Here is a 15229-nt window from a genome sequence, read left to right on the forward strand (position 1 = left end):
AAGCGCGGCGACAATTGGTTATCATGCCCGCTGCAATTAACGACTAGACCGTGGAAAATATCATGCTGTGGTTCAAAAATTTAATGGTATACCGTCTCAGCCGCGATGTAGCGCTGCGGGCGGAAGAGATGGAAAAACAGCTTGCCCCACTATCGTTTACCCCGTGCGGTAGTCAGGATATGGCGAAAACCGGCTGGGTTCCACCGATGGGTTCACACAGTGATGCGCTGACCCACACTGCGAACGGTCAGATTATTATCTGCGCGCGCAAAGAAGAGAAAATCCTGCCTGCGCCGGTGATCAAACAGGCGCTGGAAGCCAAAATTTCCCGTCTTGAGGCCGACCAGGGCCGCAAGCTGAAAAAAACCGAAAAAGATTCTCTGAAAGACGAAGTGCTGCACTCATTGCTGCCGCGCGCCTTCAGTCGTTTTAGCCAGACCATGATGTGGATTGATACCGTTAATGGTCTCATTATGGTGGACTGCGCCAGCGCGAAAAAAGCGGAAGACACGCTGGCGCTGCTGCGTAAAAGCCTGGGTTCTCTGCCGGTTGTCCCGCTGACGCTGGAAACCCCTATTGAACTGACGCTGACGGAATGGGTACGTTCCGGTACGGTGGCACAAGGCTTCCAGCTTCTCGACGAGGCCGAACTGAAAGCTATTCTGGAAGATGGCGGCGTAATTCGCTGTAAAAAACAGGAACTGGTCAGCGATGAAATCGCCGTGCATATCGAAGCGGGTAAAGTGGTAACCAAACTGGCGCTCGACTGGCAGCAACGCGTTCAGTTTGTGGTGTGTGATGATGGCTCGATTAAACGCCTGAAATTTGGTGACGAGCTACGCGACCAGAACGAAGATATTGACCGCGATGATGTCGCCCAGCGCTTTGATGCCGATTTTATTCTGATGACCGGTGAACTGGCGACGCTGATCCACAGCCTGGTAGAAGGGCTCGGCGGCGAAGCTCAGCGCTAAGACAAAAAATCAGACGCTAAAAAGCAGAACGCCCGGTTAAGCCGGGCGTTTTTTTACAGATAACGGCAGAGGTAAGAAGTCGGCTCGGCTACCTGCAGATGAAATTCACTTTGGCCGGCAACATTGAACACTTCACCCGCAGAGTAAGTCTTCCACTCGGTTTCACCAGGCAGCAGAACATGAAGCGCACCGCTAATGACCGTCATCTCTTCCGGCTGCGCGGTACCAAAGGTGTACTCACCTTCCACCATCACGCCCACACTGGCGCGGCCAGTACTGCTGCTGGTAAAACCAATGGATTTCACTTTACCGGAAAAGTATTCGTTACTTTGAAGCATGAACTGGCCCTTATAAAGAAAATGTCTGGAAAAACACTATAGAGGCCAGACTTCGCTTCTGTCACGCGAAATTGCAGGGTAACACGGCTTATACCAGCAGTTCCGAGGCGAGCCGCGCCACCAGAACATTAGAAAGTAATACTGGTACATCCAATGATTTTTGAAGTAAATCCCTGTGCCATTGATGAAAACCGAGGCAATCAAGCATTAATACGTCCGCACCCTGCTCAATAAGCTCTTTTCCCGCCGAAACCAGTTGATACTCAGTCGCCTCGTACGGGTGTGCAAGCGTATAAAATGGCGTCTTTTCCAGCACGCTCCATTTTCGCTGCTGCGGTTCCATCAGTTCAGGGATCGGCACAATCACCCCTACCTGATGACCATCAACAATCGAGGCAACAAGGGGCGGAATAATACGCTGTGGTTCGATCAAAATGGCATTACGCGCATTCAGCCCACGGATATCTGCCGTACTCATCAGCAAAATAACGTCGTAGCCCTGGTTGTCCATCACTTCGATAACGCTTTGCAGATCACGCTCCACTTTCTCTCGCGAGACCATCGCAATACTGCCATCGCACAGACGCGTAGGCAGCGGCGTTTCGCCCGGATCAACTTTGTAATCTGTCAGGACGTCCTGGGGATCCATTTTACCCAGCAGGCTGAAATGGGTTATCTGCTGTTCAGAAATATGCTCGGTCAGCAACGGTAATATCGTTTGAACAGGCACCACCCCCACGGTGAGGATCGCCATCGTTGAACTCATCTTGTTCATCCACCTTGCAACACTGCTTTTTCGTTAATGCTTTGACGCAGCCTAAATGCACAGGCAACTTCCAGGTTCTTAAAGATTCCCAAATACGCCAGTAATGTCTGATTATTGACGGTCCTCATCCATCTTGCCAGAGTGAAAAATGTGATGAGGCCCCGCTTATTTCATGTTTCAGAACTTTTTCAAGGCAATCAGTTTTTATCTGGATCCTCATACCGCTTTTTAGCATCCAGGGCTTCTTGCTCAGTGGGGTGCTCACTGATTAAAGAGTCAGGTTTAGGATGGTCGGCACGTAATTCGTACCAGGTGACGGTCTGCCCGGCTGTGCCTTTTTCGACAGCAACAACACGGGCTTCACGAGGATAAGGTGGTTTACCAGGCATGACGTTACCTCAGTTACGGGGTCAGGCCTTAAGTATAGACAATCGTTTCGCTAGCTGGCGCGCGCCAGACGCAGAGCAGTCTGAATTTCAGCGATCACCAAATCAAGATCTTGCGCGGCATTCACAACATGATGTGCAGCTTCGCGGTAGAGGGCATCACGGACCGCAAGAATTTCGCCCACCTCTTCGCGAACAGGCTTACCGGTCAGGGTCGGACGCTGGCTCTCTTTCGGGTACGCCTCCAGACGATCAACCAGTACCGGGACAGGCGCAGAGAGATAAATCACCACGCCCTGCTCGCGCATAAATTTGCGATTGTACTCGCTCAGAATGATACCGCCGCCAGTGGCAACAACACGCGCAGGCGCGGTAACAGCTTCCAGAGCTTCGGTTTCACGCGCACGAAAACCATGCCAGCCTTCTTTGCTTACGAGCTGGGCAACGGTCATCTGCGCCTGCTCCTGCAACCAGTGGTCTGTATCGACAAACTGACAAAGGTGTAACTGTGATAACGCATGACCAACGGTAGTCTTACCGCAACCACGTGCGCCAACTAAAAAAATGGGTAACGTCATGAACGGGTGTTCCCTCTGATATCGCAAGGTGAAAAAAAGAAAATAAGATAATGGTAAATCACCCTGCCGGGCGTTGAGTGATCGTAAACAAATCGTTACGCTTCAAAAACAACTTGCATCTTTGCTCATTAGAACCCAGAGACGACGCCACATTTGAGTGTAAAGATTTTAATGCAACCTATGTAGCGATAACCTTACTTTAAAAGATTGTCTGTTGACAAGCCCACAGGCTCGTTTAGCGTAACATATTCACATAACCGTTGATGATACTACTCGTCAGCCTTGCGGCGTTGGCGCTCGAGCAGCCATTTATCCAGTTGGGCGGCAAATTGCTGGCGGTCACGCTGGGACAGGCTATCCGGACCACCGGTCTGAATCCCGCTGGCGCGCAGCGTATCCATAAAATCTCGCATCGTCAGACGTTCGCGAATCGTCGCTTCGGTGTAGCGCTCACCGCGCGGGTTAACGGCTGCCGCGCCTTTCGCTAAAACTTCCGCCGCCAATGGGATGTCTGCCGTGATCACCAGGTCGCCCGCCTCACACAGACGCACAATTTCGTTATCGGCGACATCAAACCCCGCGGCAACGCGCACGGAACGGATAAAGCGCGAGGGGGGCACACGGATATTTTGGTTCGCCACCAGCGTCACTGGCGTTTGTGTGCGCTCGGCTGCACGAAATAGAATCTCTTTAATCACATTCGGACAGGCGTCCGCATCAACCCAAATCGCCATCATCGCTCCTCACTCTCATTTCGGGCATTGTCGCGTTAAATGCCCCGCTTCGCAAAGCATGACGTTAAGCTTTCGCCCTGTAAGCCTTTCCACGTTAAGCTATACCTCACAACACGTAACAGCAGAGAGACAGACGTAATGGAGAAAAAAATCGGTTTTATCGGCTGCGGCAACATGGGCAAAGCCATTCTCGGCGGTCTGATCGCCAGCGGCCAGGTACAACCTGGACAGGTCTGGGTCTATACCCCATCGCCAGAAAAAGTCGCCGCACTGCATGACCAGTACGGCATTAACGCCGCACAGAGCGCGCAGGAAGTCGCCCAGATAGCCGACATTGTCTTTGGCGCCGTAAAACCGAATATTATGGTCAAGGTGCTTAGCGACGTCGCATCCAGCCTGAATAAAGAGTCTCTGGTCGTGTCGATTGCCGCAGGCGTCACCCTCGATCAACTGGCGCGGGCGTTGGGCCACGATCGGAAAATCGTCCGCACCATGCCTAACACACCGTCGCTGGTAAATGCCGGTATGACCTCCATCACGCCGAACGCCCTGGTGACACCGGAAGATATCGCCGACGTACTTAACATCTTCCGCTGCTTTGGTGCCGCTGAGGTTATTGCCGAACCGATGATTCACCCGGTGGTGGGCGTCAGTGGTTCCGCCCCGGCGTATGTGTTTATGTTTATCGAAGCCATGGCCGATGCCGCCGTGCTGGGCGGAATGCCACGCGCGCAGGCTTACAAGTTTGCCGCGCAGGCGGTGATGGGATCGGCGAAAATGGTGCTGGAAACCGGCAAACACCCGGGCGAGTTGAAAGACATGGTCTGCTCCCCTGGCGGTACGACCATCGAAGCGGTCAAGGTACTGGAAGAGAAAGGCTTCCGCGCGGCCGTTATCGACGCCATTCAGGCCTGTATGGCGAAATCCGAACAGATGAGTAAATAAGACCGTGACTGCGCCGCCGGGCCACCTGCGGCGCAGTCATGTGCTAGGCCAGCATCTCACTGGCCTGACGCAGAGGCATCGGCTGCTGCATTTTCACCAACAGTTCTGCCGTTGCGGTATTTTCACCGCAGCTTAGCACCGCTTTCAGCATCCCCTCTTCGCCATAAAGCACCGCAAAACGCTTATCCTCAAACGAACCAAGCATTTTCACACTGTCCCATTCCCGCGCATAACCCAGATATTCGAAGCGTGTACCGAAATGGGTGGTCCAGAAAAACGGTACCCGATCAAACGCATGGTGCTCACCCAGCATATTTTTAGCCGCCAGTCGCCCCTGCTGCTGCGCCACGCGCCAGTGTTCAATTCGCCGTCTGCCTTCCGGCGCCGGATAACTGGCGATATCGCCCACCGCCCACACTCCCGGCGCGGCGCATAAGGTTTCATCCACCGTCAGGCTACCGTCTTCTTCATGGTGAAGATCATGGGCCAGATCGGTAAACGGACGAACCCCGGTGGCAAACACCACCACATGTGCAGGCAGCGTCAGGCCATTTTTCAGGCGTACCCCCTGCACATGCCCGGTCCCCTCCAGTGCCGCCGGCTCACCGGTCACAAATTTCACGCCATTCTGCTTATGCATATTGAGAAAGTGTTGGCCCATCTCTTCACCAAACTGCGGAACAAAAGGCAATTCGTGGCGCGACACCACCGTCACGTCAATATCCTGGTTGCGTAAGGCTGCCGCCAGCTCCATGGCAATAAAGCTGTTGCCGATGATCACTAATTGATGTTCCTGCTCCACATCGTTGAGCAACTGTTGTGCCTGATGGAGTTCCCGCAGGACATGAACGCCTTGCAGGTGGTTACCTTCAATATCAGGACACAGCGGCTGCCCACCGGTCGCCAACAACAGTTTGTCAAAATGGAGCCTTTGCCCGCTGGCCAGGGTAAGAAAGCGCTCGCGGCTGTTGAGGTCGGTCACCTCTTCTCGCAGGCTTTCAACACCCGGCTGCTGGTAAAACGCATCATCCAGCACATGCGGCACTTCACTGATTTTCATTTTGCCTGCGGGGACAAATTTGCTCAGTGCCGTACGGTCATAGGGAGCATCGTTCTCTTTATCGATAAGCACTAAACGCCCGGAGTAACCCGAGTCGCGCAGCGTTATGGCGGCGGAACTCCCCGCGGCCCCGGTACCCAAAATAACCGTGGTCTGTTCCTGTTCACCGCGGATCAGCGGCCTGCTGGCAGGGGACATCGGACGTGGATTAACCAGAACGCGGTTTTGTTCCAGCAGTACCGGATATTGTTTAAGGCTGGTCAGCGCTAGCGGCTCAAGCCACTGTCCATTCTTAATGTCGAATTCAGCTTTGTGCCACGGACAAACCAGCCGCCCTTCGCAGACAGCCCCTTTCTCAAGGGGAGCTCCCGCATGGGGGCATTTGCTCTGGAATGCGCGCACCTGCGTTAAGGTGCGAATGAGGATCATGGCGGTACCCGCCACTTCGACTTTTACCGGCTTGCTCTCCGGTAGTGAATTGATATCTAAGACGTATTGGTAGCTCATAACATTGCTCTCGTGTCAGTGTTGGAGATACGGACGTAACGCCAGACAGCGCACACCACGAGGAAATAAAAAGCACTCAATCTGTAATGATGACCTGTTAAGCCTGGCAGAGAATAGGCCTATAGCAACCAGGCGAGGAGTCAGGCAGCCACTTCGGTGCGATTGCGCCCGGCTTTTTTCGCTTTGTATAACGCCAGGTCGGCAGATTTTAGCCACTCCCGGTAGTGGGTCATTTCATCGGTCAGAGGGGCAACACCGACGCTGATTTGCAGCGCCAGTTGCGGAGCAGAAGGCAGGCGGAAGGCGGTAAGGCGGTCATGAACACGCTCCATGGCTGCAATCGCGTTTTCAGGCGGCGTGCCGCACATGATGACGGCGAATTCATCACCACCGAAACGCCCAATCAGATCGCTACCGCGCAAAGTGAGTTGCAGGTGACGGGTGATGGCAATGATCGCCTCATCCCCCACGTCATGTCCCCAGGTATCGTTAATGGTTTTGAAATGATCGACATCGATCAGCAACAGCGTCGCGATCCGTTGATGACGGCGACAATCGTCAAATTCATCACGCAACAGACTCTCCCAATGGCGACGATTGTAAACGCCAGTCATACCGTCACGGATACTCATCACCTGCAGGCGGCGTTTATGCTCCTCAAGCCTCGCGGCGTTACGGAAAGTCATCCAGGAAAAGAGGAGTGGATACAGCAGAAGTACCGGCACCGTCAGGCAGATAATCAGTGACGGGCTGTCGGGGGTAATGGCAATCCCCGTAAGCTGGAGGGTAACCAGGCAGGCAACCACCATCAAAATAACCCCGGCAAGGCACAGTCGCGGCCCGCCTGCCCCCATCGTGGTGATAAAAACCACCATTGCCATGGCGATAGAGGGGAGCAGGTTCACACCGATGAGCCCCATCCACATTCCGGCGAGCAGGGCATCTGCCTTCAAATTATGGGTTTCACTGGCGTAGGGATCGCTTGAGCGGGCCGCCAGTTGCCAGGCGAGATGCGGCCAGACGAAAGTCCATAAAACCAATAAAATCCACCAGCCTCCCGCAACCGGCTGTAATACCAGTACCCCAGCGAGCGGCATAAACAGGCAGGCCAGCCCTACCGCCCGTGGCAGCCGTTCCCGCTGCGCGAACTGGAGCCCCATTGAATGGGGATCGTCATCGTGCAGAGCGCTACGTCTCTCCTTGCCACTCTCTGTTGTATAAAAGTTATTATCATTCATCATTATTGGGAACATTCTGAAACATTTTCCCAAATTATAGAGAGGGGTCATGCGGGGAAAGTATGAAATTTCGGGTGAGTCGCGTGGCGAGCTCACCCGTTTGGATTAGCCTGTTTTTTTCAGGCAGGCGCTCATAAATTTGCTGCGATCTTCGCCTTTAAGCGACTGCTGCGTCGCCTGTGCGTTGCATTCGCGCATTTTTTGCTGTTGGGGACTCAGACTTTTTTGTCCGGGCTCGGTTTTGGTGTTTTTCAGGCAATCGCTCATATACCGCTTGCGGGCATCACCGGAAAGAGTCTGCGCCGTAGCCTGCTGATTGCAGAGGGTCATACGTTGTTGTTGAGGGGTAAGAGTCTTCTCAGCGGCACTCAGTGCAGTAACAAACACCAGGCCGAACAGGAGCGTAACAAGTAATGTTATTTTCATAGCACCATCCTTCTGTAAGCCTTGCCCCTTAAGGATGGTCTGTCATGGAGAAAAAACCACCCGGCAGGAGAGATTTCCCACCGGGCAGCAACTTATTTCAGCCCAAGCGCGTTTTTCATGGTGAAGAACAGGTCGGTCTGATCGGTCAGGCCCACAACGTTAGCCGCATGTGGACCATAGGCTGCCAGACGAACCTGTGTACCGGTATGCTCCATCGACTCTTCCTCAGAGTTACCATAGGTTATCGCCATCACCGCACCGTCTTTGGTGTTCAGCAACTGGCTCAAGCCAGGCGCTTTGGTGTCAGGCGGGATAATCTGGCTGGCGTGAGCATGATCAGCGGTAACGATGACCAGCGTATTGCCATCTTTTTTGGCGAAGGCTAGCGCTTTTTGCACGGCTTCGTCGAGGTCGACAGTTTCACCAATCTGGCCGCACGGGTTGGCAGCATGATCTTGTTTATCGATCGATGCGCCTTCCACCTGCAGGAAGAAACCTTTCTCGTTTTTGCTCAGCAGGTCGATCGCTTTTTCGGTCATCTGCGCCAGCGTCGGTACGCTATCGGTACGTTTAGCATTTGGCGTACAGGTCACCGCAGGTTTATCGAGATTACCGTGCAATGTGGCTTTCGGGCCTTCCCAACGAACCGGCATGTTGCCATCGGAGAACAGTCCCAGTAGCGGTTTATCCTGATTCGCTTCGGTGATAGCCGCCAGCGTCGAGGCGTCCCCCACTAACTGGTAGCCACGCGCCTGTGCCTGCTCACGCAACGTTTTGCCTTTCCACTCACCGGCGGTTGCCGTTTCACTGAAGGTCTTCGCACCGCCGCCGAGGGTGACATCGGCACGCGCATTCAACAACTGCTCGGTGATGGAGCCTTTGCCGCCTTTTTCCAGCGCATTGCTGGCACATTTTTCACTAGTAACGCTCGGGCCGTAGCATTTACGCGACGTCACGTGGGAAACAAGCGCGGCAGGCGTAGCGTCCTGCAATTCAGCGGTAGAGACGTTACCGGTAGCAAGACCCGCGGCCTTTGCCATCTCCAGGATCGTCATATGATCTTTTTCGTGGATATCGACACCCAATGCGCCGTTATAAGTTTTCACGCCGGTAGACCATGCCGTTGCGGATGCCGCAGAGTCGGTCACGTAATCGGGTTTGCCCGTTTTCTTATCCAGCGCGTAATGCGTGTACTGACCCGTCAGTGGTAACGCATCGATACCTTTAAAATAACCGCCCGCCCCTTCGGCATAATTTCGCGCAGCGGTAATTTCTGAATCGCCCATGCCATCACCGATCAGCAGAATAATATTTTTAGCCGGTTTGTCATTGAGCGAGGAACGTATTGCGTCAGTTTGATCGGCAGTTAAACGGCGGGCGCCGCCTTGCGTCGTAATATCGCCCTGTGCGGCACGATTCTCAAGCACAGTGGTGGCGGAAGTGGTATCCGCATAAATAGCAGGGGCAAACAGCATAGGGAATAAGGCGACGAATAATGCGCTCTGTTTCACTTTATTTTCTCCGTGTATAAATACTTAAAAAGAAATAAAACAGAGCGACTATAGGCACCGCGTATGACAGTGAGATGACAGCGTGACTTATCTCAAAGTCTCAGTTGCGCGGATGCCTTAAAAGCTTTTTTATATACTGTTGCAGCAACTCCGTATCATGATCGGAAACGTCCGTTCCCGGATGAACATCATCCATCGCGCCTTCAATACTCTGGATAAGCGCCTGTTGCTCAGGCAGCGCCATCTGACGCAAAAGTGCAGTGACCACGATCTCCAGCGCTTCCACCTGCGCAACCAGTTCTTTGGATTCCTCTTCCTTTTCCGCGAGTTTTACCAACAGCTCTGCAATGAGATTTTTCATAGCGCTATTTCCTTATGTGATATTCGATGACGTTAGCACTCTGTTCTGTAGTTGCAAAGTGGATGCATCTATTATTTTTCGCTAAATTTGCACTATGTAGAACCGTAAAATAGGAAACCCAGTAACGAAACGTTTCTATGACATAGACGCAAATTTATTCCTGTGTCAAAGCGAGGCGGGAGATAAAAGAATATATTTTTTCTATAAAGAAAATTTATATCCAGAGCGGAGCCAGAAGCTTCCGATCTGGATATCCGTTCAACGTCGCGCTTTACGTAATGCCAGCGCCAGTTGCCAAATATTGCATAAAACCACCAGCGCCGTGGCGACAAATACCCAGCGGAATCCGGCCATCGCCGAGACAGACGCCCCCATCAGCGGCCCGACCACGTTACCCAGATACATAAACGACTGGTTATAACCAAAAATACGTCCGGTCACCTGGTCGCTGGAATATTTAAGCAGCAGCGTTTGAACGGCAGGCAGCATCGCCCCATCGGCGAAACCAAGCATAAAACGCAAAATGCCCAGTTGTAGCGGCGAGGTGACAAACGACATGGCGAAAAATAGCACCACGGCGCAGACTAACGTTGCCATCAGAATGCGCGCCGTACCAATTCGATCGCCCAGTTTTCCCAGACGCGGCGCCGAGATAAGCGCGGAAACACCCGGTACGGCGGCAATCATCCCGCTGAGGAAGGCGATATTGCTGCTGTCGGGCGTCATAGACTGGATAAACAGCGCCAGGATAGGCCCGATAGAGCCATTGCATAACTGGATAACCAGCGTCGTCAGAAAAAGACTGATCACCAGGCCCGGATAAGGTAGCGAGGAAAAGACGGCCTTGCCGCTCAGCCGTTGCGCCTTGCTGACCTTAGGACGCGCCCCCTCTTTGATCAGAAACAGTGTGACCAGAAAACTGACGATCAGCAGCGTTGCGGTGATTAAGAAAACGGTTCGTAAACCAAAATGGTCCGCCAGAAAACCGCCCATTAACGGCCCGCCAATCACCCCACTGATTTGCGCCGTCGAGAGTGTGCTTAGGGCCCAACCGCTACGCTCACGGGGAGCCTGAGAGGCGACCAGCGCCATCGCATTGGGAATGTAACCAGACGTGAGCCCCATGACGCCACGTAAGATGAGCAACTGCCAGACATTTGTCGCAAAGGCCTGTAGTAAAATGGCGATTGCCATCCCCAGAGAGGCGCGCAACAACATTAACTTGCGCCCTTTTCTGTCAGCAAGGCTGCCCCATAGCGGTGAAACTATCGCGGAAACCATAAACGTGACGCTAAAGGTCAACCCGGACCACATCGACAACGCTTCGTGAGAAGAGACCCCCAGTTGGGAGACATATAAGGGCAAGAACGGTAAGATTTGACTGATGGCAAGACCGGTGAAAAAACAGCCGAACCATACGGAAATAAGGTTAATTCTCCAGGATTCCATAAACAGCAATTATTATTCAGTTTTTGGCAAATTAGACACAGGTTAACAAGAACAGTAATAAGAATACGCACCAGAGGTGCGATTAGCTTTTTTTTGGTGTTTTATCTTCTCTATTCTGCCACAGGCCACAGCCCTGAATATCAACCACACTTATCACGGTAGTTTATGCTTTAGCGGCATAGCCCAAATCCACGCATCCCAAGATGAAAATGGTTGGCGTGCGCCGCGTTGTACTCCGGCCCAAGGCCATTGCCATAATACCCACAACTCGCGCTTAACATCGCCTGTAGCCAGGGGCGCGTATCATCACGCGTCCAGCCTCGCAATACCGTTATCTGTTGACCGTTTGCCAGATGAAAACCGCTAATATCCAGCGCTTCAGCAGTGGCATGTTCGCTAAGACGGGCGTCGGGTCGATTATAGATATTACGGCAGGCGTAACTTCCCAGATGGTCGATGCGTATGAGCGGGCTGCCCATAAATTGCTGCGTTAGCGGCCGGGCCTGTTGTTCAACAAAAAGCGCTGAACTGAGTGCCAGCGGGCAACTGGCAAGAAAACTGCTGCTAAGTTTGACCGGGCCAAAATCGCGCACCCGTACCACATTGTTCAGCGGACAGTCACCCTGGGTATCGGCGACAGATGTTGAGGAAATGAGTTGCTGCTGGTTTGCCTGTTGCAGCAACTCAACGCACTGCCCCGGATCGAGCCGGCGTAACTTAAATTGGGTAATGCGGCCTGGCGGATCATTAAGGTGTAATGGTGCGAAGGGGTTGTAGTAGGCGGGCAAATAGCGCCAACCCGCCGCCAGTCCGCCGAGCAAAATAAACAAACCGATGAAGCCTTTCCCTTTCACGCATCCCCTCCATTAATCACTGCAAAACAGTATGGCAGAAGTGATATGGTATGTGCTTTCTGATTCATGTGAGTGAAAGTTGAGATGGCAAAACTGCGGGTAGGGGTCGTGTTCGGTGGCAAGTCGGCTGAACATGAAGTGTCGCTGCAATCGGCAAAAAATATCGTCGATGCAATGGATAAATCGCGTTTCGATGTTGTATTGCTGGGGATCGATAAGCAGGGTCAGTGGCATATCAACGACGCGAATAATTATCTGCAAAATGCCAGCGATCCGGCGCGAATTGCACTTAATCCCTCTGAAAGCAGCGTTGCGCTGGTGCCGGGACAACCGTCACAGCAACTGATGAATGCCACGGATGCCAAACCCTTCCCACAAGTGGATGTGATTTTCCCGATCGTCCATGGTACGCAGGGTGAAGACGGTACGCTACAGGGCCTGCTGCGCATGGCAAACCTGCCGTTTGTCGGCTCAGATGTGCTGGGCTCCGCCGCCTGCATGGACAAAGACGTGACCAAACGTCTGCTCCGTGATGCGGGTCTCGCTATTGCGCCGTTTGTCACCTTAACCCGCAGCAATCGCGATCGTATGACGTTCTCAGAGATACAGGCGAAACTTGGGCTGCCGCTGTTTGTAAAACCAGCCAACCAGGGCTCTTCCGTTGGCGTCAGTAAAGTCTCCAACGAAGCGCAGTACCATGCCGCCGTCAGCCTGGCGTTCGAATTTGACCATAAAGTAGTGGTCGAAACCGGCATCACCGGTCGCGAGATCGAATGTGCGGTGCTGGGTAATGACGATCCGCAAGCCAGTACCTGTGGCGAAATTGTGCTTAACAGTGAGTTTTACGCTTACGATACCAAATACATTGACGATAACGGTGCGCAAGTGGTTGTACCGGCGGCGATCGCCCCCGAAGTGAATGATCATATTCGCGCCATCGCCGTACAGGCGTATCAGACTCTGGGCTGCGCGGGTATGGCACGCGTCGACGTATTCCTGACACCGGACAACAAAGTGATTATCAATGAGATCAATACATTGCCTGGTTTCACCAATATCAGCATGTACCCGAAACTGTGGCAGGCGAGCGGTCTCGGCTACACCGATTTGATCACGCGCCTGATTGAACTGGCTTTGGCGCGCCATCAGGCCGATAGCGCGCTGAAAAGTTCGATGAACGGTTAATTCGGCGTTTTTTCGTCCTCATTCGCCGCTTCTTCGTTTTCTTCGGGGCGGCGGCGAATGATAAACCCGGCAAGCCAGAAACTGATAACCCAGGTCATCAGCCCGACGGCATAGTTTTGCCAGCCTTTCGTTTCAAAACCCAGCAAACCCACAACGCCATTCAGAATAAAGATCAAACCAATCGCAAACGCATAGTAGTGCCAGTCACGGCGTATTTTTGAAGGCAGCTTCATGACAACTCCGGCAATAAAAACGCCATCCTCGCATATTTGTCATGGCACGTCTGTGGCGCATACGGAAATTCTGAAATGTTAATTCGATGGTCGAAATGTTACAGAAATGTGAGCGCGTACAAAATTTACACATCCGGAATCATTCCCGCTGCGAAATTATCACCATTCCGATGTTGACAATTTAATCGAACTGTCAAAATTACACCGATTCACTGGCAATGAGCCAACGTAATTAAACGTAGCGGAGGTCTATATGGCTGACTTTACCCTGTCGAAACCCTTTTCGGGTAAAAAAACTCGCGACGCCTCTACGCCCGGTAATATCGCTTATGCCGTGTTTGTGCTGCTCTGCTTCTGGGCGGGCGCGCAACTGCTGAACCTGTTGGTGCATGCGCCCGGGGTCTTTGAACATTTGATGCAAATGCAGGACACCAACCGACCACACGTCGAGATGGGGTTAGGTGTTGGCACCATTTTTGGTCTGGTGCCTTTCCTGATTGGCAGCGCATTTCTGGGCGTGATTGCCCTGGTATTGCGCTGGCGACGCCATCATTAGTTTTTCATCATACATTGCGCCCGGCGGTCATCGACACGCTTAGCAAACCAGGCAGTTGTAAGGTTGCGTGTGATCTTCGGGCTTTCCAGTTGGATCCCCGGCAGCATTTCTCGCGGTAACGTCTTCCCGGTCTTCTGTTCTGCCAGACGATAAACGTTTTGGTATAACGCCGTTTTCTCTAAGGCAATACTGTCGCCGGTTTGTAACTGGCGGCGGATATCCCTGTCGCTCATTCCCAGTTTCGCCCCCAGTTTTCTGGCTGCCAGCTCCGTTGCACCTGCATCGTTGCTGCCGTACTGAATCAGATCGCCGTCCAGGGCCAGTTTAACGCCGGTCGCTTTGCTTAGTGCATTCTGGAATGCCGCGTTACGGCTGGCGTAATGTCCGGCATTAAAATCAGCAAAGCGATAAAGGGGTGCCGTGTAATTTGCCGGATAATTGAGCAGGTGGTATGTGCCAAACCACAGGCCACCGCGACGGGTAAAGACCTCTTGTCGCACCGTGCCTTCCATTTTCCACGGGTAGCCGTCGGTGTGCTTCTCAGCAAACGCAACGCTAATTTGCATAGGCCCGCCGGTATGCACCGGGTTATAAGAACCAAAAAGCGTCTGCCCCATCGGCACGACGCTGATAAAATCGTCGAAAATTTCGCTCAGTTGTTTTTCGGTGCGAACCTTGTCCAGACGCTCGCTATAGCTTTTGCCATTGGGCGATTCAATTTTCAGCGCGGTATGTACCAGGGCAAGTGGGATATGTAAACGTGCCGCACGGCGGTCAATCTCTTTCCAGGCGATTTTATTCAGCCCCGGCACCTGCGGATCGGCCTGATAGTTAGACTCCTGCTGCGCAACCGCCAGCACCGAACAGATATTTTCCAGCGTCGGAGCAATCGACTGGCTGCTAAAAGTGGTGGCAATATCTTGCGCCCACGCATCCCGGTCTTTCACACTCGCGGGCATTTTTTCTCTGACCACGCTCGCCACATCGCGGGGCTTCTCCGCTTCGGCCTCCTTCGTCTCTTCTGCGCTGGTTGTGTTTTTCGGTGTCGTACAACCGGCGAGAATCATTCCCGCCAGTAGTGTCATTGTGGTCGCGATAAGACGCGGCGCGCAAACAGGCATATGGTTC

General features: G+C 53.0%; 18 protein-coding genes. 4 read left to right on the plus strand and 14 right to left on the minus strand.

The genetic code is table 11. From position 1 onward, the window contains the following. Positions 1–62 precede the first annotated feature (62 nt). Entirely contained in the window at positions 63–974 is a 912-nt protein-coding gene (gene rdgC, locus MRY16398_RS22740; RefSeq protein WP_079497577.1) for a recombination-associated protein RdgC, read from the plus strand. Between the two features lie 53 nt (positions 975–1027). On the opposite strand, the gene ppnP is transcribed toward rdgC, so the two are convergent. The 5 genes from ppnP to MRY16398_RS22765 form a co-directional block, all read right to left on the minus strand. Beyond that, a complete protein-coding gene (gene ppnP, locus MRY16398_RS22745; RefSeq protein ID WP_041852550.1) occupies positions 1028–1312 on the minus strand; it encodes a pyrimidine/purine nucleoside phosphorylase in 285 nt (94 codons plus the stop codon). Between the two features lie 88 nt (positions 1313–1400). After that, positions 1401–2078 (minus strand): AroM family protein, encoded by a 678-nt coding sequence (locus MRY16398_RS22750; protein ID WP_041852551.1) that lies wholly within the window; start codon positions 2076–2078, stop codon positions 1401–1403. Between the two features lie 197 nt (positions 2079–2275). Then, on the minus strand, positions 2276–2467 hold the full coding sequence (gene yaiA / locus MRY16398_RS22755) for a protein YaiA (protein ID WP_041852552.1): 192 nt from the start codon (positions 2465–2467) through the stop codon (positions 2276–2278). Positions 2468–2517: 50 nt separating this feature from the next. Beyond that, complete coding sequence (gene aroL / locus MRY16398_RS22760) at positions 2518–3042, minus strand: shikimate kinase AroL (RefSeq protein WP_041852553.1); 525 nt, start codon at positions 3040–3042, stop codon at positions 2518–2520. A 269-nt stretch (positions 3043–3311) separates the two neighbouring features. Beyond that, entirely contained in the window at positions 3312–3776 is a 465-nt protein-coding gene (locus MRY16398_RS22765; RefSeq protein WP_041852554.1) for a YaiI/YqxD family protein, read from the minus strand. A gap of 138 nt (positions 3777–3914) precedes the next feature. Between MRY16398_RS22765 and proC the strand changes: the two genes are divergently transcribed. After that, positions 3915–4721, plus strand: a complete 807-nt coding sequence (proC, locus tag MRY16398_RS22770) for a pyrroline-5-carboxylate reductase (protein ID WP_071195854.1) — start codon at positions 3915–3917, stop codon at positions 4719–4721. A gap of 43 nt (positions 4722–4764) precedes the next feature. Here proC and MRY16398_RS22775 read toward each other — a convergent pair whose 3' ends face one another. The 7 genes from MRY16398_RS22775 to MRY16398_RS22805 form a co-directional block, all read right to left on the minus strand. Further along, positions 4765–6288, minus strand: coding sequence for an FAD-dependent oxidoreductase (locus tag MRY16398_RS22775; protein ID WP_041852556.1), 1524 nt, complete (start codon positions 6286–6288; stop codon positions 4765–4767). A 140-nt stretch (positions 6289–6428) separates the two neighbouring features. Then, positions 6429–7541: a diguanylate cyclase AdrA gene (gene adrA / locus MRY16398_RS22780; protein ID WP_079497579.1), complete on the minus strand. Its 1113-nt coding sequence runs from the start codon at positions 7539–7541 to the stop codon at positions 6429–6431. Positions 7542–7631: 90 nt separating this feature from the next. Continuing rightward, a complete protein-coding gene (psiF, locus tag MRY16398_RS22785) occupies positions 7632–7952 on the minus strand; it encodes a phosphate starvation-inducible protein PsiF (protein ID WP_041852558.1) in 321 nt (106 codons plus the stop codon). A 92-nt stretch (positions 7953–8044) separates the two neighbouring features. Further along, positions 8045–9463, minus strand: coding sequence for an alkaline phosphatase (gene phoA, locus MRY16398_RS22790; RefSeq protein WP_125125233.1), 1419 nt, complete (start codon positions 9461–9463; stop codon positions 8045–8047). Positions 9464–9563: 100 nt separating this feature from the next. Further along, positions 9564–9824, minus strand: a complete 261-nt coding sequence (gene iraP, locus MRY16398_RS22795) for an anti-adapter protein IraP (protein WP_041852560.1) — start codon at positions 9822–9824, stop codon at positions 9564–9566. A gap of 258 nt (positions 9825–10082) precedes the next feature. Beyond that, positions 10083–11273 (minus strand): multidrug efflux MFS transporter, encoded by a 1191-nt coding sequence (locus tag MRY16398_RS22800; protein ID WP_041852687.1) that lies wholly within the window; start codon positions 11271–11273, stop codon positions 10083–10085. 170 nt (positions 11274–11443) lie between these two features. After that, complete coding sequence (locus MRY16398_RS22805) at positions 11444–12127, minus strand: extensin-like domain-containing protein (protein WP_125125234.1); 684 nt, start codon at positions 12125–12127, stop codon at positions 11444–11446. An 84-nt stretch (positions 12128–12211) separates the two neighbouring features. Between MRY16398_RS22805 and ddlA the strand changes: the two genes are divergently transcribed. Then, complete coding sequence (gene ddlA, locus MRY16398_RS22810; protein WP_071195858.1) at positions 12212–13312, plus strand: D-alanine--D-alanine ligase; 1101 nt, start codon at positions 12212–12214, stop codon at positions 13310–13312. On the opposite strand, the gene MRY16398_RS22815 is transcribed toward ddlA, so the two are convergent. Continuing rightward, positions 13309–13545 (minus strand): DUF2754 family protein, encoded by a 237-nt coding sequence (locus tag MRY16398_RS22815; protein ID WP_125125235.1) that lies wholly within the window; start codon positions 13543–13545, stop codon positions 13309–13311. The genes ddlA and MRY16398_RS22815 overlap by 4 nt on opposite strands. 253 nt (positions 13546–13798) lie before the next feature. Here MRY16398_RS22815 and MRY16398_RS22820 point away from each other — a divergent pair, with 253 nt between their 5' ends. Continuing rightward, entirely contained in the window at positions 13799–14101 is a 303-nt protein-coding gene (locus MRY16398_RS22820) for a YaiY family protein (protein ID WP_041852564.1), read from the plus strand. Here MRY16398_RS22820 and MRY16398_RS22825 read toward each other — a convergent pair. Continuing rightward, positions 14098–15222 (minus strand): DUF1615 domain-containing protein, encoded by a 1125-nt coding sequence (locus MRY16398_RS22825; protein ID WP_409349121.1) that lies wholly within the window; start codon positions 15220–15222, stop codon positions 14098–14100. The genes MRY16398_RS22820 and MRY16398_RS22825 overlap by 4 nt on opposite strands. Positions 15223–15229 lie beyond the last annotated feature (7 nt).

The sequence above is a fragment of the Phytobacter sp. MRY16-398 genome (assembly GCF_003925915.1).
GTDB classification, from domain to species: domain Bacteria; phylum Pseudomonadota; class Gammaproteobacteria; order Enterobacterales; family Enterobacteriaceae; genus Phytobacter; species Phytobacter diazotrophicus.